Annotated in this window: 19 protein-coding genes and 1 tRNA gene; 13 read left to right on the top strand and 7 right to left on the bottom strand. The window is 74.3% G+C overall.

What is annotated here, in order from left to right; translation table 11 throughout:
* Position 1: 1 nt before the first annotated feature.
* Positions 2-2,851 (bottom strand): ATP-binding protein, encoded by a 2,850-nt coding sequence (locus tag IR170_RS02115; RefSeq protein WP_193661026.1) that lies wholly within the window; start codon positions 2,849-2,851, stop codon positions 2-4.
* A gap of 48 nt (positions 2,852-2,899) precedes the next feature.
* On the opposite strand from IR170_RS02115, the gene IR170_RS02110 reads away from it, so the two are divergent.
* From IR170_RS02110 to IR170_RS02100, 3 genes are read left to right on the top strand one after another with little or no spacing between them, the layout of a single operon-like run.
* Entirely contained in the window at positions 2,900-3,769 is an 870-nt protein-coding gene (locus IR170_RS02110; protein WP_193661025.1) for an alpha/beta fold hydrolase, read from the top strand.
* Between the two features lie 36 nt (positions 3,770-3,805).
* The gene (recO, locus tag IR170_RS02105) at positions 3,806-4,534 is read left to right on the top strand and encodes a DNA repair protein RecO (RefSeq protein WP_193661024.1); all 729 of its coding nucleotides are present in this window, start codon (positions 3,806-3,808) and stop codon (positions 4,532-4,534) included.
* A gap of 43 nt (positions 4,535-4,577) precedes the next feature.
* Entirely contained in the window at positions 4,578-5,363 is a 786-nt protein-coding gene (locus IR170_RS02100; protein WP_193661023.1) for an isoprenyl transferase, read from the top strand.
* 7 nt (positions 5,364-5,370) lie between these two features.
* On the opposite strand, the gene IR170_RS02095 is transcribed toward IR170_RS02100, so the two are convergent.
* The 5 genes from IR170_RS02095 to IR170_RS02075 are packed head-to-tail and all read right to left on the bottom strand — an operon-like array spanning position 5,371 to position 9,377.
* Positions 5,371-5,931, bottom strand: coding sequence for a gluconokinase (locus IR170_RS02095; RefSeq protein ID WP_319804871.1), 561 nt, complete (start codon positions 5,929-5,931; stop codon positions 5,371-5,373).
* On the bottom strand, positions 5,913-6,374 hold the full coding sequence (locus tag IR170_RS02090; RefSeq protein ID WP_193661022.1) for a Fur family transcriptional regulator: 462 nt from the start codon (positions 6,372-6,374) through the stop codon (positions 5,913-5,915). Before IR170_RS02090 ends, IR170_RS02095 begins: the two co-directional genes overlap by 19 nt.
* 5 nt (positions 6,375-6,379) lie before the next feature.
* The gene (locus IR170_RS02085) at positions 6,380-7,438 is read right to left on the bottom strand and encodes a metal ABC transporter permease (protein ID WP_193661021.1); all 1,059 of its coding nucleotides are present in this window, start codon (positions 7,436-7,438) and stop codon (positions 6,380-6,382) included.
* Positions 7,435-8,319, bottom strand: coding sequence for a metal ABC transporter ATP-binding protein (locus IR170_RS02080; protein ID WP_251533313.1), 885 nt, complete (start codon positions 8,317-8,319; stop codon positions 7,435-7,437). The genes IR170_RS02085 and IR170_RS02080 overlap by 4 nt, the downstream gene beginning before the upstream one ends.
* Entirely contained in the window at positions 8,316-9,377 is a 1,062-nt protein-coding gene (locus tag IR170_RS02075) for a metal ABC transporter substrate-binding protein (protein ID WP_193661020.1), read from the bottom strand. The genes IR170_RS02080 and IR170_RS02075 overlap by 4 nt, the downstream gene beginning before the upstream one ends.
* A 69-nt stretch (positions 9,378-9,446) precedes the next feature.
* Between IR170_RS02075 and IR170_RS02070 the strand changes: the two genes are divergently transcribed.
* The 10 genes from IR170_RS02070 to IR170_RS02025 all read left to right on the top strand — a co-directional run bounded on the left by IR170_RS02070 (position 9,447) and on the right by IR170_RS02025 (position 19,234).
* The gene (locus IR170_RS02070) at positions 9,447-9,767 is read left to right on the top strand and encodes an antibiotic biosynthesis monooxygenase family protein (protein ID WP_056903905.1); all 321 of its coding nucleotides are present in this window, start codon (positions 9,447-9,449) and stop codon (positions 9,765-9,767) included.
* 51 nt (positions 9,768-9,818) lie between these two features.
* On the top strand, positions 9,819-11,216 hold the full coding sequence (locus tag IR170_RS02065; RefSeq protein ID WP_056864226.1) for a glycine--tRNA ligase: 1,398 nt from the start codon (positions 9,819-9,821) through the stop codon (positions 11,214-11,216).
* A gap of 25 nt (positions 11,217-11,241) precedes the next feature.
* Complete coding sequence (locus IR170_RS02060) at positions 11,242-12,003, top strand: hypothetical protein (RefSeq protein ID WP_193661019.1); 762 nt, start codon at positions 11,242-11,244, stop codon at positions 12,001-12,003.
* A gap of 37 nt (positions 12,004-12,040) precedes the next feature.
* The gene (gene dusB / locus IR170_RS02055) at positions 12,041-13,213 is read left to right on the top strand and encodes a tRNA dihydrouridine synthase DusB (protein ID WP_319804870.1); all 1,173 of its coding nucleotides are present in this window, start codon (positions 12,041-12,043) and stop codon (positions 13,211-13,213) included.
* A gap of 205 nt (positions 13,214-13,418) precedes the next feature.
* A complete protein-coding gene (locus IR170_RS02050; protein WP_193661017.1) occupies positions 13,419-14,372 on the top strand; it encodes a hypothetical protein in 954 nt (317 codons plus the stop codon).
* Between the two features lie 20 nt (positions 14,373-14,392).
* Positions 14,393-15,661, top strand: coding sequence for a deoxyguanosinetriphosphate triphosphohydrolase (locus tag IR170_RS02045; RefSeq protein ID WP_319804869.1), 1,269 nt, complete (start codon positions 14,393-14,395; stop codon positions 15,659-15,661).
* A gap of 10 nt (positions 15,662-15,671) precedes the next feature.
* Entirely contained in the window at positions 15,672-16,598 is a 927-nt protein-coding gene (locus IR170_RS02040) for a 2-hydroxyacid dehydrogenase (RefSeq protein WP_193661016.1), read from the top strand.
* A 20-nt stretch (positions 16,599-16,618) separates the two neighbouring features.
* Complete coding sequence (dnaG, locus tag IR170_RS02035) at positions 16,619-18,523, top strand: DNA primase (RefSeq protein ID WP_193661015.1); 1,905 nt, start codon at positions 16,619-16,621, stop codon at positions 18,521-18,523.
* Positions 18,520-19,074, top strand: a complete 555-nt coding sequence (locus IR170_RS02030; protein WP_227488386.1) for a hypothetical protein — start codon at positions 18,520-18,522, stop codon at positions 19,072-19,074. Before dnaG ends, IR170_RS02030 begins: the two co-directional genes overlap by 4 nt.
* Before the next feature lie 87 nt (positions 19,075-19,161).
* Positions 19,162-19,234, top strand: a tRNA-Asn gene (locus IR170_RS02025).
* 61 nt (positions 19,235-19,295) lie between these two features.
* Here the strand turns inward: IR170_RS02025 and IR170_RS02020 are convergent.
* The gene (locus IR170_RS02020) at positions 19,296-19,949 is read right to left on the bottom strand and encodes a hypothetical protein (RefSeq protein WP_193661014.1); all 654 of its coding nucleotides are present in this window, start codon (positions 19,947-19,949) and stop codon (positions 19,296-19,298) included.
* Positions 19,950-19,960: the final 11 nt, after the last annotated feature.

Below are 19,960 nucleotides of genomic sequence, written 5' to 3'. Positions count from 1 at the left end.
GTCAGGCCGGCACCGGCCGGTGGCCCGGGTCGCCCACGGGGCGGCTCGGGCCGCCGCTGTGCAGCAGCGGCAGCCGCACGGTGAAGGTGGCGCCCTCCAGGTGGGCCGAGCGCACCCGGATCCGACCGCCGTGGGCCTCGACGATGGCGGCCACGATGGCCAGGCCCAGGCCCGTGCCCTGGATCGCCTCGGTGTGGGCGGTGGAGCTGCGGAAGAAGCGCTTGAAGAGGTCCTCCTGCTCGTCGAGCGGGATCCCGAGACCGGTGTCGGTGACGCTGAGCACCGCCTCGTCGCCCTCCTGGGCGAGCCGGGCGCGCACGACACCGCCGTCCTCGGTGAACTTCATCGCGTTGCTGACGAGGTTGACCATCACCCGCTCGAGCTGCGGGCGGTCGCCCAGCACGTGCAGCGGGCCCGTCGGGGTCTCGAAGGTGACCGTGAGGTCGCGCCCGGCCAGCAGCGGCTGCACGGAGTCCTCGACCAGGCCCAGGCAGGCGGCCAGGTCGACCTCCTCGCTGCGCCAGGTCACGTCGTCGCTGTCGAGGCCGCTGAGCATGAGCAGGTCGTTGCACAGGGCGATGAGGCGCTCGCCGTTGCGCGCGATGGTCTCGAAGAGGCGCAGCTGCTCGGGCAGCGGCTCGACCACGGAGCCGTCCTGCAGCATCTCGGTGAAGCCGACGATGCTGGTGATGGGGGTGCGCAGCTCGTGGGACACGGTGGAGACGAACTCGGTCTTGGCCTCGTCGAGGGCGCGCAGCCGCTCGACGGCCGTGCGCTCCTTGTCGAGCGCCGCGGCGAGCATGTCCTGGCTGCGGCGCTGCTGCGTGACGTCGCGCCCCACGCAGAGGTAGCCGACGCCGGTCGACAGCGAGGGGTCGGTCGCGCTCAGGGTCACCGAGATCACCCGGGGACTGCCGTCGCCCCCGACGAAGGTCCACTCGCGGGCGCGGGTCTCCCCGCCACCGGCCTCCGCCACCAGGGCGGCGAAGGCGGCCCGCAGGTCGGTGGCGCCGGTGCGGGCCAGCAGCTGCTCGCGGTCGAGCAGGTCCACGAAGCGGCGACCGACCACCTCGTGGGGCTGGTGGCCCAGCAGCTGCACGGCGCCGGTGTTGACCACCTCGATGCAGCCCTCGGGGCTCAGGCCCAGCAGGGCGGTGCCGATCGGGGCCTGCATGAGGTGGCTGACCAGCCCCGCACTGGCGCGCTCGGTGGTGACGTCGATGCCGGTCATCACCCCGAAGGCCGGGAAGCCGTGCTCGTCGCGCACGACGTTGCTGCTCCACACGATGCGGCGCCGCTCGCCGCTGCGGGTCAGGGCCTCGCCCTCGCGGACCACCGGGGCACCGGAGCGGTTGGGCCACACGAAGAGGGCGTCGAGGTCGCCGCTGTCGGGGGCCAGGCCGGTCTCCCCGACGAGGCGGCCGATCAGCTCGGTCTCGCCGTAGCCGGTGGCCCGCGTGGTGGCCGCGTTGACGCGCACCACGCGGCCGCTGAGGTCGGTGACCAGGATGAGCGCGTCGGTGGTGTCGAGGGTGGCGCTGGTGAGCTTCTGCGCGGCCTCGAGCTGGCGTCGGGCGCTGTGCTCGCGGGAGACGTCGAGCAGCTGGGCGGAGTAGATTAGCCCCCCGTCGAGCTCGCGGTCGATCACCGCCAAGGCCACGTCGACGCGCGCTCCCTCGCGACCGGTCACCCCCACGGTGGACTGCCAGCTGCGGATGCGCCCGGTGCTCAGCCCCACGACGAGGTCGGGCAACGACTGGGGGGTGACCAGCAGCCCGCCCAGGTCACGACCGAGCAGGCTCTCGCGGCCCGCGCCGAGCACGGCCGCGGCGGCGTCGTTGATGTCGACGACGACCAGGTCGGCGCCCTCGGCGCGCAGCAGCACCTGGCCGAGCAGCGACTCGGTGAAGTTGCGCCGGAAGAGCAGGCCGTCGGAGCGGATCCGCTCGAGGAGCTCGGCGCGCTGGGCGACCACGATGGCCAGGGGCAGGGTGATGAGCACCGCGCAGACGAGGTAGCCCTGGGCGAGCGTCGCCGCGGCGAGGCCACCGAGCGCGGCCGCGTCGGCGGCGTTGCCGAGCGGCCCCCACCCGAGGTCGGTGACGTAGGTCGTCAGCACCGCGAAGCCGGCCAGCTCCACGGTGACCGTGCGGAGGTCGAAGCGCAGGCCGGCCCAGGCCAGCAGCACGAAGGGCACGAAGGCCAGCGGGAGCGACTGGGCGGGGGAGAAGACGACCAGCGTGGCGACCAGCAGGGCCGCCACGTGCACCGCCAGCTCCTCGCTGCGCCCCCGCGGACGGCGACGCGTCGTCGCCGCGAGCGCGATCGGGGCGATCACCAGGGTCGAGGCGGCGTGGGCGGCGAGCACCGAGACCGCGGCCTCGCCCGGGGACCCGCCCGGCGCCAGCGTGGCCACCGTGAGGGCGGCACCCGCCGCCACCGTGGCCCCGCCGGCCAGGGCGGCGAGCACCAGCCGCACGAAGTCGTCGGCGCCCGCGAGCCCGGGGGGCCCGCCCGCCCGGCCCCGTCCCAGGCGCAGCACGAGGCCCGCGACGAGGGCCTCGGCGGCGTTGGCGGCGCCGAAGGCGGTGGCGACGTCGAGGGGACGGCCCCCGGTCACGTTGGCCGCCGCGGTCACCACCACGAGCGCGGCCACCGTCAGCGGCACGGCCAGCCGGCCCGGACGGGCGCAGGCCACCAGCACGACCGCGATGCCGGCGGCCGGCCACCAGGACGCCACCGGGCGGTCGGCGGGGGCGAGCTCGACCGCCCCGACCGCTGCGGCGTAGGTCGCCACGAGCAGCAGCACCGACGCCCTCAGGGTCAGGGGTCGACCGCCGTGCTCGCTCATGGCGGGCATTCTCCCCGGTGCCGGAGCCGCTCGCAGTACATTCGCGCCATGTTGGTCTCCGAGCGGATCGGTCAGTTCTTCCTCGAGGGCGAGTCGGGCCGCGACCGCCTCGAGTACACCGAGTACGGCGGCGGCGACTCGTGGGTCGTGCTGATCCACGGCCAGCTCATGCCCCGGCGCATGCAGCAGCCGCTGGCGCGCGCGCTGGCCGCCGAGGGCCTCCACGTCGTCACCGTCGACCTGCTCGGCCACGGCCGCTCCGACCGGCCCGCCGACCCGCTGGCCTACTCCATGACCGCCTTCGCCGAGCAGGTCGTGGCGCTGCTCGACCACCTCGGCGCGCCGCAGGCGGTCGTCGGAGGCACGTCGCTGGGGGCCAACGTCTCGCTCGAGGTCGCGGTGGAGGCCCCCGACCGGGTGCGCGGCCTGATCCTCGAGATGCCCGTGCTCGACAACGCCGTCGAGGCCGGCATCCTGGCCTTCGCCCCGGTGCTCTTCGCCGCCCGCTTCCTGCCCTTCACCGTCAACGGGGTCCGGCGACTGACCCGCCCCGTGCCGCGCGGCCTGGTGCCCTTCTGGGTCGGGATCGTGCTCGACACCCTCGACCAGCGCGCCGACAGCGTCGCCGCCGTGGTGCACGGCCTGTTCTTCGGCCGCGTGGCGCCCTCCTCCCGGCAGCGCCGCGCCATCCAGGCGCCGGCGCTCGTGGTGGGCCACCCCGCCGACCCGATCCACCCGGCCGCCGACGCGGCGATGCTGGCCGCGGAGATGCCCAACGCCACCTTCGTGCGGGCCCGCAGCATCCTGGAGTGGCGGGTCGCCCCCGCCCGGCTGGACCGGGCGGCGGCCGACTTCGCGACCGCCTGCTGGCGCAGCCCCCGCGCCTCGCGCCGCACCCGCCCGCGCCCGGGCGCCTGAGCGCCGGGCGACCCCGGGGCGGGCACAATGGGGGGCGTGCCCCTCTACCGCGACGAGGCGATCGTCCTGCGCACCCACAAGCTGGGGGAGGCCGACCGCATCATCACCCTGCTGACCCGCCACCACGGCCGGGTCCGCGCGGTGGCGAAGGGCGTGCGGCGCACCGCCTCCAAGTTCGGCTCGCGGCTGGAGCCCTTCACCCACGTCGACCTCCAGCTCGCCGAGGGGCGCAACCTCGACACGATCACCCAGGCCGAGACCCTCGACCCCTTCGCCGCGGGTGTGGGGCTGGACTACGAGCGCTACACCGCCGGCACCGTCATGCTCGAGACCGCCGAGCGGCTGGCCACCGAGGAGCGCGAGCCCTCGCTGCAGCAGTTCCTGCTGCTCGTGGGCGGGCTGCGGGCGATGGTCTCGGGCGACCGGGGGCCCGGGCAGGTGCTCGACTCCTACCTGCTGCGCTCGCTGTCGGTGGCCGGCTACGCCCCGTCCTTCCACCACTGCGCCCGCTGCGGCGTCGAGGGCCCGCACCGCTGGTTCAACCACGCGATGGGCGGGGTGCTCTGCGCGACCTGCCGGGTGCCCGGGTCGGCCAGCCCCGCGCCGGCCACGCTCGAGCTGCTCGGCTCGCTGCTGGCCGGTGACTGGCCGGCCGTCGCCGCCGCCGACGCCCGCACCCGCAAGGAGGCCAGCGGCCTGGTCGCGGCGTACCTGCACTGGCACCTCGAGCGCGGGCTGCGCTCGATGGAGCACGTCGAGCGGTGAGCCGGGACCGGTGCCCGGGCCCGCGGGTCCTAGGGTCTGCTGCGTGAAGCGCGACGTCCGTCCCCCGACCCCGCACCCCTCGGGCGCCCGGCCCCCCGCCGTGCCCCGCGAGCTGGTGCCCCGCCACGTCGCGGTGGTCATGGACGGCAACGGGCGCTGGGCCAAGGAGCGCGGCCTGCCCCGCACCCGGGGCCACGAGGCGGGGGAGTCCTCGCTCTTCGACGTGGTCGAGGGCGCGATCGAGATCGGCGTCAAGGCGGTGTCGGCCTACGCCTTCTCCACCGAGAACTGGTCACGCTCGCCCGACGAGGTGAAGTTCCTGATGGGCTTCAACCGCGACGTGATCCGCCGCCGGCGCGACGAGATGCACGAGCTGGGCGTGCGGGTGCGGTGGGCCGGTCGCACCCCGCGGCTGTGGCGCTCGGTGGTCAAGGAGCTGCAGGTCGCCGAGGAGCTGACCCGCGACAACGACGTGCTGACGCTGACCATGTGCGTCAACTACGGCGGACGCGCGGAGCTGGCCGACACGGCCCGCTCCATCGCCCGTGAGGTCGCCGCAGGACGCCTCGACCCCGAGCGGATCACCGAGAAGACCTTCGCCCGCCACCTCTACGTGCCCGAGCTCTCCGACGCCGACCTGGTGTGGCGCACCTCCGGGGAGCAGCGGCTGTCGAACTTCATGCTCTGGCAGGCCGCCTACGCCGAGATGGTCTTCACCGACGTGCTGTGGCCCGACGTCGACCGCCGCGCCCTGTGGCGGGCCATCGAGATCTACGCCTCGCGCGACCGCAGGTACGGCGGGGCGCTGCCGAACCCGACCGAGGGCTAGCGCGGGCTCACGGCGACGACAGCCGCGCCCGCACCACACGGGCGGCCTCGGCCACGACCTCCTCGACCGGTGGGGCGACGTCGACCACGGCGCCCTGCTCGTCGGGGTCGAGCGCCTCCAGGGTCTCCAGCTGGCTGTCGAGCAGCGAGGTGGGCATGAAGTGCCGCTCGCGGCGCGCCATCCGCTCCCGCAGCACCGCCGGGTCGGTGTGGAGGTGCACGAAGAACACGTCGGGCGCGCCGGCGCGCAGCCGGTCACGGTAGGACCGCTTGAGCGCGGAGCAGGTCACCACGCCGGGCCGACCGGCCTCGACGTCGCTGCGCAGGGCCACGGCGATGCGGTCCAGCCACGGCTCGCGATCGGTGTCGGTCAGGGGCTCACCGGCCTCCATCTTGGCGATGTTGGCCTCGGGGTGGAGGTCGTCGCCCTCCACCATCGGCCAGCCCAGGTCGTCGGCGAGGCCGCGGGCCACCGTCGACTTCCCCGTCGCCGAGACGCCCATGACGACGACCTGGAGCGGGGTGCGCGGCGCCTCGACGGGCGCGGGGTCTAGCGGCAGGCCGGACACGTGCCGAAGATCTCCAGGGTGTGGCTGACCTCGCCGTAGCCGTGCTCGGCGGCGATCGCGCTGGTCCAGCGCTCGACGGCGGGGCCCTCCACCTCGACGGTGCGTCCGCAGGAGCGGCACACCAGGTGGTGGTGGTGGGTGGTCGAGCAGGCGCGGTAGATCGCCTCGCCGTCCTCGCTGCGCAGCATGTCGATCTCGCCGGCGTCGGCCAGGCGCTGCAGCGTGCGGTAGACGGTGGCCAGGCCGACCGCCTCGCCGCGGTTGCGCAGCAGCTCGTGGATCTCCTGCGCGGAGCGGAAGTCCTCGAAGGAGGCCATCGCCTCGCTCACGGCACGACGCTGGCGGGTCGGGCGCAGTGCGGGCTTCGCGGCGGGCTCCTGGTCGGTCTGGTGAGCGGTCTGCTGGTCGGCGCGGTCCGTCGTCGGCGGCTCAGTGCTCGTCATGGGGCTCAGTGCTCGTCATAGTGCCTCCCGTGCGGCGCGTGGCGGTGTCCGTCGTGAACGTAGTCGACGTGGTCGCCGTGGGGCACGGCGACGTGCCCGCAGTCGGGCCCGTGGTCGTGGTCGACGTGCTCCTCGTCGTGGCGGTGGTCGGCGGGCCCGGGCACGACCTCGGGGCACAGGGGCGCGACCGCGCCGTCGGGGGCGTCGGGGTCCACCGGGAAGGGCGCCCGCAGCTGCTCGCGGTGGCGCAGCCACACCCCCACCGGCCAGGTGGCCACGAAGCCGGCCAGGGCGAGCAGCACGATGGTCGGCCCGGGGGAGACCGAGGTGCCGGCCGGCACCAGCGCCGAGATCACCAGCCCGCCCAGCGACGCGACGGTGCCGAGGGCCATGGCCGCGACCAGGGTGGTGCGGAAGGAGCGGGTGAGCTGCTGGGAGGTGGCCACCGGCACCACCATGAGCGCCGAGACGAGCAGCAGGCCGACCGTGCGCATGGCCACCGTGACGCTCACCGCGGCCATCACCGCCACCAGCAGGTTGTAGGCCCGGACGTTGAGGCCCGCCACGCGGGCGAACTCCTGGTCCTGGGCCACCGCGAAGAGCTGCGGGGAAAGACCGACACCGAGGATCACGACGACGGCAGCCAGCACCATCGTCGTGACCACGTCGGCCACGGAGATCGTGGTGATCGAGCCGAAGAGGAAGGTCTGGAGCCGCGAGGCGCTCTGGCCGCCGAGCCCGGTCAGCAGCACCCCGCCCGCGAGGCCGCCGTAGAAGAGCAGGGCGAGCGCGACGTCGCCGTTGGTGTGGCCGCGCTCGCGGATCACCTCGATCAGCACCGCGCCGAGAACCGCGACCACCACGGCCGTCCACGTCGGGGACGTGCCGGTGAGCAGGCCGAGGGCGACGCCGGTGACGGCGACGTGGCCGAGGCCGTCGCCCATGAGGGCCAGGCGCCGCTGCACCAGGTAGGTGCCGACGACCGGGGCGGCGAGCCCGACGAAGACCGCGGCGATGAGGGCGCGCTGCATGAAGGGCAGGGAGAACAGCTCGAGGGTGCTCATCGGTGGTGCTCCTCCGGGTGGGTCCCGAGCGGTGAGGCGACGTGGGGCGCGTGGTCGTGACGGGCGCGGTCACGGTGCGTGGCGTGGTGGTGGGAGTGGGCCTCGCCCAGCCAGGGCTGGTGCACCTCGTGGTCGGCCAGGGGGGTGCCGTCGTAGACGACGCGCCCGTCGCGCATCACCACCGCCCGGTCGACCAGGGGGGCCAGCGGGCCCAGCTCGTGGGCGACGAGCACGACGGTGGCGCCGCGCTCCTTCAGGCGCGCCAGCGACGCGGCGAGGGCGTGCTGGTTGGGCAGGTCCACCCCGGCCGTGGGCTCGTCGAGGAAGAACAGCTCCGGCTCGCCGGCCAGCGCCCGCGCGATGAGCACGCGCTGCTGCTGGCCGCCGGAGAGCTGCGAGACGCCGTCGCGCGCCCGGTCGGCCAGGCCGACCACCTCGAGCGCGTCGGCGACGGCGCGGCGGTCGGCGCGCCCGAGGGGGCGCAGCAGGCGGCGGCGGGTGAGCCGCCCGGAGGCCACCACCTCCCACACCGACGCCGGCACGCCCGAGGCGGCGCCGGTGCGCTGCGGCACGAAGCCGACGCGGCGCCACTCGTCGAAGTGCTCCAACCGGTGGCCGAAGAGCTCCAGACTGCCCGTCGTCAGCGGTCGCAGGCCGGTCAGCGCCCGCACGAGGGTGGACTTGCCGGAGCCGTTGGCGCCCATGAGCGCCACGAAGTCGCCGCGCGACACCGTCAGGTCGATGCCGCGCAGCACCGGGCGACCGGCGATGGCCACGGCGCCGTCGACGAGTCGCACCACGGCCTCGAGCCCGGGGCCGACCGTGTGGTCGGCCCCGGGCTCGGGCGCTGGCGTCGGTGCGGCCGGGCTCGTGGGGGTCACCGGCACCCGTTGGCGGTCCGGAGGGCCGCGAGGTTCTCACGCATCAGGGAAAGGTAGTCCTCGTCGGCGGTCTCGTCACTCAGGCCCTCCACCGGGTCGAGCACCGCGGTCTCGATGCCCTTGTCGCGGGCCAGCGACTCGCTGAGGGCGGGGGAGACCAGGCGCTCGGAGAAGACCGTGGTGATGCCGTCCTCGTCGATGATCTGCTGCAGGCGGGCCAGGTCGGCCGGCGTGGGCTCGGCGTCGGGGGAGAGCCCGGCGATGGGCTCGACCTCGATGCCGTACTTGCCGAGGTAGCCGAAGGCGTCGTGGGAGACCACGATGGTCGAGCGCTCGCAGTCGGCCAGGCCCTCGGACAGCTCGCCGTCGAGGCTCTCGAGGTCCTCGCGCAGGGTCGCGGCGTTGGCGGTGTAGGTCTGCGCGCCGTCGGGGTCGATCTCGGCGAGCTGCTCGGCGACGGCGTCACCGAGGTCGGCCAGACGCACCGGGTCGAGCCAGAAGTGGGGGTCGAGGTCGCCGTGGTCGTGCTCCTCCTCCGCGTGCTCCTCCTCGGAGTGGGCGTCGTCCACGTGCTCCTCCTCGGAGTGCTCCTCCTCGGAGTGGGCCTCCTCGGAGTGGGCCTCGTCGGAGTGGGCCTCGTCGGAGTGCTCGTCGGCGAAGGGCTCGAGGCCGACCACCTCGGCGGCGTCGAGCGTGGCGCCCTCGGCGTTCTGCTCGACGGCGGCGTCCACGGCCGGCTGGAAGTCGGCCTCGTAGACGACCAGGTCGGCGCCGGCCACCTCGGCGGTCTGGCCGACGCTCAGCTCGAGGTCGTGGGGCTCGCCACCGGGCTTGGTGAGGTTGGCGACCTCGGTGCGGTCGCCGGCCACGCGCTGGGCGACGAACTGCAGCGGGTAGAAGGCGGCGGCGACCGTGACGTCGCCGTCGTCGGAGGCGGTGCCGGTGTCGTCGGAGAAGGCGGCGCACGAGCTCAGCGCGAGGGCGGCGACGCCGGCGACCGCGGGGGCGAGCAGCCGCTGTCGGACGGGGCGGGTGGCTCGGGTGGCACGCGAAGTCATGAGAACGATTCTCGACCCGCTGAGAACGATTGTCAAAATCGTCGGCCGGGGCTGGCCTAGGGTCGGGGTGTGATCGTCGTCAACCGCTTCCGCGTCGCCCCCGAGGAGCAGGGCTCCTTCCGCGTCGCGCTCGAGACCGCCCGCGACGCCCTCGCGGCGCGACCCGGCCACGTCGGCGCGACGATCGGCCGCAACGTCGACGACCCCGGGCTGTGGGTGCTGACCACGCGGTGGGAGAACGTCGGCGCCTACCGCCGCGCGCTGTCGTCGTACGACGTGAAGCTGCACGCCGTGCCGGTGCTCTACCGCGCCCTCGACGAGCCGAGCGCCTACGAGGTCGTCGAGCCCGGGACCGACCTCAATGTCGAGCGGACCCGATCGCTAGGCTGAGCGCTTCGTCGAGGACCGGCAGCCAGCCGGTCCGTGAGAGCAGGAGCACCCGTGGCCAAGCCGCCCCCGTCCACCGTCGACAACGTCGTCTCCCTCGCCAAGCGGAGGGGTTTCGTCTACCCCTGCGGTGAGATCTACGGCGGCACCCGGTCGGCGTGGGACTACGGCCCGCTGGGCGTGGAACTCAAGGACAACATCAAGCGCCAGTGGTGGAAGTCCATGGTGCAGATGCGCGACGACATGGTCGGCCTCGACTCCAGCGTGATCCTGCCCCGCCAGACCTGGGAGGCCAGCGGGCACGTCGACACCTTCAGCGACCCGCTGACCGAGTGCCAGTCGTGCCACAAGCGCTACCGCGCCGACCACCTGCAGGAGCAGTACGCCGAGAAGAAGGGCATCGACGACCCCGACACGGTCGACATCGCCACCCTGGCCTGCCCCAACTGCGGCACCCGCGGCGCCTGGACCGAGCCGCGCCAGTTCTCCGGGCTGCTCAAGACCTACCTCGGCGTGATCGAGGACGAGTCGGGCCTGCACTACCTGCGCCCCGAGACCGCCCAGGGCATCTTCCTCAACTTCGCCAACGTCGTGACCAGCCAGCGCATGAAGCCGCCCTTCGGCATCGCCCAGATCGGCAAGAGCTTCCGCAACGAGATCACCCCCGGCAACTTCATCTTCCGCACCCGCGAGTTCGAGCAGATGGAGATGGAGTTCTTCGTCAAGCCCGGCGAGGACGAGGAGTGGCACCAGTACTGGATCGACGCCCGCACGCAGTGGTACGTCGACCTGGGCATCGACCCCGACAACCTGCGCCACTACGAGCACGCGCAGGAGAAGCTGAGCCACTACTCCAAGCGCACGGTCGACATCGAGTACCGCTTCCGCTTCGCGGGCTCGGAGTGGGGCGAGCTCGAGGGCATCGCCAACCGCACCGACTTCGACCTCTCCACCCACGCCAAGCACTCCGGCCAGGACCTGTCGTACTTCGACCAGGCCGCCGGCGAGCGCTACACGCCCTACGTCATCGAGCCCGCGGCCGGGCTCTCGCGCAGCCTGATGACCTTCCTGGTCGACGCCTACGTCGAGGACGAGGCCCCCAACACCAAGGGCGGCGTCGACAAGCGCACGGTGCTGCGCCTCGACCCGCGCCTGGCCCCGGTCAAGGTGGCCGTGCTGCCGCTGAGCCGCAACGCCGACCTCTCGCCGAAGGCCAAGGACCTGGCCACGGAGCTGCGCCGCAACTGGAACGTCGACTTCGACGACTCCGGCGCCATCGGCCGGCGCTACCGCCGCCAGGACGAGATCGGCACGCCCTACTGCGTGACCGTCGACTTCGACACCCTCGAGGACGGCGCGGTCACCGTGCGCGAGCGCGACTCGATGTCGCAGGAGCGCATCAGCCTCGACGGCATCACGGCCTACTTCGCCCAGCGTTTCGTCGGTTGCTGAGCCGCCCGCTGTGCACAATGACCCGATGACCGCTCGTCCGCTGCTCCGCCGCCCCCGCCTGGCCGCCTTCGCGGTCCTGCCCGTGCTCGCCCTGGCCACCGCCGGGTGCAGCGGGACCGACGAGGCGGCGGGGCCGTCGGAGGCGTCCGGCGCCCCCTCCACCAGCACCAGCGCCTCGGCGGGTGCCTCGGCCTCGGCCGAGGGCGAGCCCTACCTGCCCGTGCCCGACGACGTCGAGCTGACCGGGCAGGGTTCGGCGCTCTCGCTGGGCGACGAGGCCGTCGTGGCCTACGAGCCCGACCAGAAGAGCGTCGGGGTCCTCGACATCACCGTCGAGAAGGTCCAGCGGACGACGTTCGAGAAGTCCTTCCAGGGCTGGGAGCTGACCAAGCAGGTGCGCACGGCCACGCCCTACTTCGTGCAGGCCACCGTGGCCAACGTCGGCGACAGCGACCTCGGCGGACGCCGGGTGCCGCTCTACGCCGTCGACGACGCCGACGTGCTCGTCGAGTCCTCGTCGTTCGTCAGCACCTTCACGCCCTGCCCGAGCACGCCGCTGCCCAAGAAGTTCCGCAACGGCGACGAGGAGAAGGTCTGCCTGGTCTACCTCGTGCCCGACGGCGGCTCGCTGGAGGCGGTGAGCTTCCGGCCCACCGAGGACTTCAACCCGATCACGTGGTCGGGGCCCGTCACGACCGTCGGCAAGGGCTCCGCCGGTGGCAACAAGGGCTCCGCCGGTGGGGGCAAGGGCTCCGCCGGCGGTGGCCAGGGCGGCGGCGACGGCTGATTTGGGGCGCTCGGCGGGCGCGGCGGACAATGGTCCGGTGACGACGACCGCCCAGCCGACGCGCCCCCACCCGGGGCTGACCCTCGGGTCGCTGCGGGTCGACACCCCGGTGGTGCTCGCGCCCATGGCCGGCATCACCAACGCCGCCTACCGCCGGCTGTGCGCCGAGCAGGGCGCCGGGCTCTACGTCTGCGAGATGATCACCAGCCGCGGCCTCGTCGAGGGCGACCAGCACACCCGCGACATGCTCGTCTTCGACGAGCTGGAGACCACGCGCTCGGTGCAGCTCTACGGCACCGACCCCGTCTACGTCGGGCGGGCCGCCGAGATCCTCTGCGCCGACTACGGCGTGGCCCACATCGACCTCAACTTCGGCTGCCCCGTGCCGAAGGTGACCCGCAAGGGCGGCGGCGGTGCGCTGCCCTGGAAGCGCGGCCTGCTCGCGCGGATCCTCGAGCAGGCGGTGCGGGCCGCCTCGGCGTACGACGTGCCCGTGACGATGAAGACCCGCAAGGGCATCGACGAGGACCACCTCACCTACCTCGACGCCGGCCGGATCGCCCAGGAGTCCGGCTGCGCAGCGATCGCGCTGCACGGGCGTACCGTCGCGCAGGCCTACTCGGGGCAGGCCGACTGGGACGCCATCGGCGAGCTCGTGGCCCACGTCGACCTGCCGGTGCTCGGCAACGGCGACATCTGGGAGGCCGGCGACGCGCTGCGCATGGTCGAGCACACCGGCGCCGCCGGCGTGGTCGTGGGGCGGGGCTGCCTGGGCCGTCCGTGGCTCTTCCGCGACCTGGCCGCGGCCTTCGCCGGCGACGTGCCGGCCGAGGGCTTCCGTGCGACGCTGCCGCGCCTGGGCGAGGTGCGCGACGTCATGCGCCGCCACGCCGAGCTGCTGTGCCAGCACATGGGCGAGGAGCGCGGCTGCAAGGAGTTCCGCAAGCACGTGTCGTGGTACCTCAAGGGGTTCCCGGCCGGTGGCGACCTGCGGCGGGCGCTGGCCCTGGTGGAGACCCTCGACGGGCTCGACCAGCTGCTCGCCGAGCTCGACCCCGACGCGCCCTTCCCGGTGGCCGAGCTCGGCACGCCCCGGGGGCGCCAGGGCTCGCCGCGGGCCCGGGTGGTGCTGCCGGAGGGCTGGCTCGACGACGCCGACGGGGCCGGGTGCGCGGTCGCCGAGGACGCCGACGCGGGCTCCGGCGGCTGATCCGGCGGGTCTCCCGCGTCGCGTCGTGGCGGCCGGGTCGGCACGGTCGTGACCGGTGACACGTCAGTTTTTACCCGCGACGGTTGGTCGCCTGCTGTCCGCCTGTGCTTCACTCGACAACTCCGCCGCCCTGCCTACCGCAGGACGGCGTCGTCATGCCGGGCGACCGCCCGGCAGGAGCCAGCAACAGCAAAGGATCAGCGCTGTGGCAGATCATCGCCACAAGCGGGACGCCAATGCCCGCAGCACCACCCGACGTCCGCGTCCCCGCGCCGCCCTCGTCGCCGGACCCGTCGCCCTCCTCGCCACCTCCGCGGTCGTCGCCCTCGGCGTCGCCACCGCCGACCCCGGCACGGCGCCCCTGCAGCAGGCCGGCACCTCCGACCTCGCCGAGGCGGTCCAGCCCACCGACGTCGCCGCCCTCCAGGCCTTCGCCGAGGGCCGCGGTCTGTCCCGCGACGCCGACCGCACGGCGGCCTACCGCGTCGAGCGGGGCCTGACGCTCTCCAAGCCCACCGCGGCTGAGCGGATGATGACGCCCGCCGCCGTCCGCGCCGCGGTGGCCGGCGCCGACCAGCCCCGGTGGAGCACCGCCCCCCTCAACCTGTGGACCGGTCCCACCGGCCAGGCCGGCCAGACCGGTGTGCTCGACGAGGGGAAGAAGGTCCTCGTGACCGGGCGCGCTCTCGGCGACCGGGTCGAGATCGTCGTCAAGGGCTCGGCCCGCTGGGTCACCGCCGGCTACCTCTCCGAGGACAAGCCGGTGGCCGAGGAGGCCGGCGACGTCGCCTCCGCCCGCAGCGTCGGCTCCGCCACCTGCACCAACGGCACGTCGGTGCCGAGCGGGGTCAGCCCCAACATCGCCGCGATCCACGAGGCGGTGTGCGCGGCCTTCCCGTCGATCACCACCTACGGCACCTTCCGCAGCGACGGCGAGCACGCCCAGGGCATCGCGATCGACATCATGGTGTCGGGAGACCTCGGCTACCAGGTGCGCGACTTCGTCCAGGCCAACTACCAGGAGCTGGGCGTCAACTACATCATCTACTCCCAGCAGATCTGGTCGGTCGACCGCGCCTCCGAGGGCTGGCGGGCGATGGAGGACCGTGGCTCGGTCACGGCCAACCACTACGACCACGTCCACGTCACGACCTACTGAGCGCCGCTAGAGTCGGGCCGGTGCCCCGGCTCCTCGACTCCGACGACCTGCTCGAGCGCTACGACGCGTCGGCGCGCGAGCGGGTCGTGGCGGAGCCGCCGAAGCGGGTCGACGCCCCCGAGCGGACCCCCTTCGAGCGCGACCGCGCCCGGGTGGTCCACGCCGCGGCGTCGCGCCGGTTGGCGGCGAAGACCCAGGTGGTGGGTCCCGAGACCGACGACTTCGTGCGCAACCGGCTCACCCACTCCCTCGAGGTGGCCCAGGTGGCCCGCGACCTGTCACGCGCCCTGGGCTGCCACCCCGACATCGCCGAGACCGCGGCGCTGGCCCACGACCTGGGTCACCCGCCCTTCGGTCACAACGGCGAGCGGGTGCTGGCCGACCTCGCCGCCGAGTGCGGCGGCTTCGAGGGCAACGCCCAGACCCTGCGGCTGCTGACCCGGCTGGAGGCGAAGTCGGCCGACGCCGAGGGGCGCTCGGTGGGCCTCAACCTCACCCGGGCCACGCTCGACGCCTGCACCAAGTACCCGTGGGCGCGCGGGGCCGGGCCGGGGGGAGCCGCCGACCCGAAGTTCGGGGTCTACGCCGACGACGCGCCGGTCTTCGCCTGGCTGCGCGCCGGTGTCGACGGTCCGCGCCGCTGCGTGGAGGCGCAGGTGATGGACCTCGCCGACGACGTCGCCTACAGCGTGCACGACGTGGAGGACGGCATCGTGGTCGGGCGCATCGAGCTCACCGCGCTCGACACCGCGGCGGTGTGGCAGACGGTGCGCGAGTGGTACCTCCCCGAGGCCGACGACGACGAGCTCGACGACGTGCTCGCGGGGCTGGTCGCGCAGGCGAGCTGGCCCAGCGCGCCGTACGACGCGAGCCGGAGGTCGCTGGCGGCGCTGAAGAACCTCACCAGCGACCTGATCGGCCGCTTCTGCGGGGCGGTGCAGGCGGCGACCTTCGCCTCCGGGCCGGGCGCCCTCGTGCGCCACGGCGGCGACCTCGTGCTGCCCGGGCGGACGCTGCTGGAGATCGCGGTGCTCAAGGGCGTGGCCGCGTACTACGTGATGCAGACCGACGACCGGCTCGCCGTCATGGCGCGCCAGCGCGAGGTGATGGCCGAGCTGGTGGCGCTGGTGGCCCACCGCGGCCCCGACGCCCTCGAGCGGGCCTTCGCCGACGACTGGGCGGCGGCGCCCGACGACGCGGCCCGGCTGCGGGTGGTCGTCGACCAGGTCGCCTCGCTCACCGACGCCAGCGCCGTGGGCTGGCACCGCCGGCTCCTGGGTCGTGGCTAGGGTCGGTGCCGTGCGCGAACCCCTCGTCTGGCTGCCCTTCGACGTCTCCGAGCTGGGCGAGGCCCCGGCCGGGCTGCGCTACGAGCGGGTCGACCCGACCCGCGAGGTGCCCGACAGCGTCGGTGACGTGCGGTTCTACGTGCCGCCCTACCAGCTGGGCTCGGGCATCGTGGAGGTCATGGAGCGCATGTCCTCCCTCGAGGTCGTGCAGCTGCTCACCGCCGGGGTCGACGCCGTGCGCGGCCGCGTGCCGGACGGGGTCACGCTGTGCAACGGGCGCGGGATCCACGACACCTCGACCGCCGAGCTCGCGCTGACCCTCACGCTGGCCTCGCTGCGCGGCGTGCCCGACTTCGTGCGCGCCCAGGAGCGGCGCGAGTGGGCGGCCGGCTGGCGCCCGTCGCTGGCCGACAAGCGGGTGCTGCTGGTGGGTCACGGCGCCATCGGCCGGGCCATCGAGGCCCGCCTCCTGCCCTTCGAGTGCGAGGTGGTGCGGGTGGCCCGCGCGGCGCGCGAGGAGCCCGAGGGCCACGTCCACGGCTTCGAGGAGCTGCCGGACCTCGTGCCCGACGTCGACGTCGTGGTCCTCGTCGTGCCGCTGACCGAGGAGACCCGCGGCCTGGTCGACGCCGACCTCCTGGCCCGCATGAAGGACGGCGCGCTGCTGGTCAACGTCGCGCGGGGCGCGGTGGTCGACACCGACGCGCTGCTCGCCGAGCTGGCCTCGGGGCGGCTGCGCGCGGCCAGCGACGTCTTCGAGGACGAGCCGGTGCCCTCCGACAGCCCGCTGTGGGAGACCCCGGGCCTGCTGATGACCCCGCACGTCGGTGGGGCGAGCAGCGCGATGTGGCCCCGGGCCCACCGCCTGGTGCGCGAGCAGCTGCGGCGCTTCGCCGCCGGCGAGGAGCTGGCGAACGTGATGTCGGGGGAGTACTGACCCGGCCGTAGGATCGACCCGTGGTGGGCCGGATCCGAGACGACAGCATCGCCGAGGTGCGTGAGAAGGCCCGGATCGACGACGTCGTGTCGCAGTACGTCACGCTGCGCAACGCCGGCGGTGGCTCGCAGAAGGGCCTGTGCCCCTTCCACGACGAGAAGTCGCCCTCCTTCCACGTCACCCCGGCGCGCAACTTCTTCCACTGCTTCGGCTGCCAGGAGGGCGGCGACGTCATCACGTTCGTGATGAAGATCGACGGCCTGGGCTTCGGGGAGGCCGTCGAGCGGCTGGCCGACAAGTACGGCGTGCAGCTGCGGCGCGAGGAGGGCGACGAGCGCGACAACCGTCCGCGCGGCCCGTCCCGCACCCGCCTGGTGGAGGCCCACCGCGAGGCGCAGGAGTTCTACGCCGAGCAGCTGGCCACCCCCGAGGCGCTGGTCGCCCGTCAGTTCCTCGCCGAGCGCGGCTTCGACCAGGCCGCCGCCGAGCAGTTCGGCATCGGCTTCTCCCCGCGGGGCGGCGACGACCTCTTCAGGCACCTGCGCGCCAAGGCCTTCAGCCAGGAAGAGCTGGTCACCGGCGGCCTGGTGGCCGTGGGCCGGTCGGCCTACGACCGCTTCCGGGGCCGGCTGATGTGGCCGATCCGCGACGCCAGCGGCGACACCATCGGCTTCGGCGCGCGGCGCATCCTCGACGACGACCGCATCGACGCCAAGTACCTCAACACCTCCGAGACCCCGATCTACAAGAAGAGCCAGGTGCTCTACGGCATCGACCTGGCCCGTCGCGAGATCGCGCGGTCCTCCCAGGCGGTGATCGTCGAGGGCTACACCGACGTCATGGCCTGCCACCTGGCCGGGGTCGGCACGGCGGTGGCGACCTGCGGCACCGCCTTCGGCGAGGACCACTCGCGGATCCTGCGGCGCTTCCTCGACGACCACGAGGAGTTCCGCGGCGAGGTGATCTTCACCTTCGACGGCGACGCGGCCGGGCAGAAGGCCGCCCTGCGGGCCTTCTCCGGCGACCAGAACTTCGTCTCGCAGACCTACGTCGCGGTCGAGCCCTCGGGCAAGGACCCGTGCGACCTGCGCGTCGCCGACGGCGACGCCGCCGTGCGCGAGCTGGTCGCGCGACGGGTGCCGCTCTACCGCTTCGTGCTGACCAACGTGGTCGGCAAGTACGACCTCGACCGCGCCGACGGCCGCATCGACGCCCTGCGTGAGGGCGCCCGGCTGGTCTCGAGCGTGCGTGACAAGTCCAAGGTCGACGCCTTCGCCCGCGAGCTGTCGCAGATGATCGGCGTCGACCCCGACGAGGCGCGCGCCGAGGTACGCCGCGCCGCCCACCGCCCCGCCCCGGCAGCCGGCGGGCGGGGGCAGGACCGCCGGGCCGACCGGTCCCCGGCCGCGGCCGACAGTGCCCCCGCCGCGCCTCGACGCCAGGTGCCCGACCTGCGTGACCCCCGCTTCACCTTGGAGCGCGAGACGCTCAAGCTCGTCGTGCAGCACCCGATGGCGATCGGCCGCACCACCGCCGACATCGGCGCCAACGACTTCACCCACCCGACCTACCGCGCGGTGTGGGAGCTGGTCGAGCAGGCCGGCGGCACCGCCACGGGCGCCGGCGACCCGGCCTGGGCGGCCCGCCTGCGCGACGCCGCGAGCGACCCCGAGGTCTCCTCGGCCGTCTCCGCGCTCGGCGTCGAGCCGCTGCTCACCGAGAAGGAGCCCGACGCGGCCTACGTCGGCCACCATGTCTTCCGCCTCCTCGAGCTCACGACGATGCGCCGCATCGCCGAGGTGAAGTCACGACTGCAGCGCACCAACCCGGTGGAGGACGTCGAGGCCTACAACCGGATGTTCGGCGAGCTGGCCGCCCTCGAGCAGCACCGTCGGGCCCTGCGCGACCGGGTGATGGGCGCGTGAGCCTCGCCGGGGCGCTGCGCGGAGCGTTCCGCCCGTGGTGGCGCACCCGCGCCGACGGTCCCCGGCCCGACCTCCAGGTGGGCCGCGGCGAGCGGCTGCTGGCCTGGGCCCGCACCGACGACGGTCGCGACGTCGGTGGCACCCGCGACGCGCTCTACGTCTCCGTCGACGGCTCCCGCTCCGCGCGACTGCGCTGGGAGCGGGTGGACGCGGCCGACTGGGACGCCGAGACCTCCACGCTGGCCGTGACCGAGGCCGACGACGCGGGTCGCACCGACGCACGCGTCGTGCACCGCTTCCGCCTCGACGACGGCGCCCGCCTGCTGGAGCTGGTGCGCGAGCGGGTCACGGCGAGCGTGCTGCTGCAGCGCCACGTGCCCCTCGCCGGCCGACGCGGGGTGCGGGTCGTGGCCCGACGCGCCCCCGGCGGCGGCTCCGGGGTCACCTGGGTCTTCCAGTACGACGAGGGCGTGGACCCCACCGATCCCGTCGTGCAGGCCGCGGCGGCCGAGGCGCTGGCCTCGGCGCGGAACGCCGTCGGGCTGGGCTGAGGTGGCCGTTCCGCACGGTCCGCCGGGTCGAGGGAGGCCGATTTCACCTCGCCGACCACGCTTGCTAATGTGTGCGCGCTGCACCGATCCCCTGTAGCTCAACTGGCAGAGCATTCGACTGTTAATCGGAGGGTTGTTGGTTCGAGTCCAACCGGGGGAGCAGAGAGAAGGCCCCGGCCCGCGTGATGCGGGCCGGGGCCTTCTGCGTCTCCTGGGTCCGGTCAGCCGGGCTGGGTGCTCGGGTCGACCTCGTCGCCCGTGCCGGGCACGGCCGGCGGGGTGGGCTCGACGCGCGGGGTCGGCGTGGCGCCGGGCCGCCCGCCCTCACCCGGGGCGGGGGGAGCCGGCGGCGCGGGGTGCTCCCCGCCGTGCGGGGCCGGGACCGGCGCAGCGCCGTCCTCGGACGCCTCGCCCGGGGCCGGGAGGGTCGCCGTGCCGGCCTCGCAGAGCGGGCCGCCGGGGGCGGGAGCCGGAGTGGTCGCGGGAGGCACGGGCACCCCGTCGCCGGGCGCCGGCCGGCCGTCGGCCCCCGGCGTGGCGGCTCCGCCGTCGGTGGAGTCCTCCGCCGGGGCGTCGGCCGGTGCATCGGTCGGTGCGACCGGGGTGGTGACCGAGCTGCCGTCACCGGTGGCGCCGGTGGGGCTGCTCCCGCTCGACCCGGAGCCGCCCGCGAGGGCCGGCACCCCCAGGCCGAGCACCAGTCCTGCCACGGCTCCGGCAGCGAGCCCGGCCACGAGGCGCGAGCGGGGGGCACGGGTGCGACCGGCGGGGAGCGGGGCGGTGTGCGGGCCACCGGCCGACCAGGCGCCGACGCTCAGCGGCTGGGTGTCGTCGTGCCAGGAGTCCTGCGGGCGGGGGTGCTGGGGCTGGGTCATCGGGTGCTCCT

The organism is Nocardioides kribbensis (genome assembly GCF_015070375.1).
GTDB classification, from domain to species: Bacteria; Actinomycetota; Actinomycetes; order Propionibacteriales; family Nocardioidaceae; genus Nocardioides; species Nocardioides kribbensis.
Note: the sequence above shows the minus strand (reverse complement) of the source record. Positions and strands in the feature narration are given on the sequence as shown.

What these genes read in the sequence shown, in the direction of transcription:
- IR170_RS02115 (WP_193661026.1), bottom strand. Translation starts at nt 2,851, where the DNA reads ATGAGCGAGCACGGCGGTCGACCCCTGACCCTGAGGGCGTCGGTGCTG.
- IR170_RS02110 (WP_193661025.1), top strand. Translation starts at nt 2,900, where the DNA reads ATGTTGGTCTCCGAGCGGATCGGTCAGTTCTTCCTCGAGGGCGAGTCG.
- IR170_RS02090 (WP_193661022.1), bottom strand. Translation starts at nt 6,374, where the DNA reads ATGACGAGCACTGAGCCGCCGACGACGGACCGCGCCGACCAGCAGACC.
- IR170_RS02085 (WP_193661021.1), bottom strand. Translation starts at nt 7,438, where the DNA reads ATGAGCACCCTCGAGCTGTTCTCCCTGCCCTTCATGCAGCGCGCCCTC.
- IR170_RS02075 (WP_193661020.1), bottom strand. Translation starts at nt 9,377, where the DNA reads ATGACTTCGCGTGCCACCCGAGCCACCCGCCCCGTCCGACAGCGGCTG.
- IR170_RS02060 (WP_193661019.1), top strand. Translation starts at nt 11,242, where the DNA reads ATGACCGCTCGTCCGCTGCTCCGCCGCCCCCGCCTGGCCGCCTTCGCG.
- IR170_RS02020 (WP_193661014.1), bottom strand. Translation starts at nt 19,949, where the DNA reads ATGACCCAGCCCCAGCACCCCCGCCCGCAGGACTCCTGGCACGACGAC.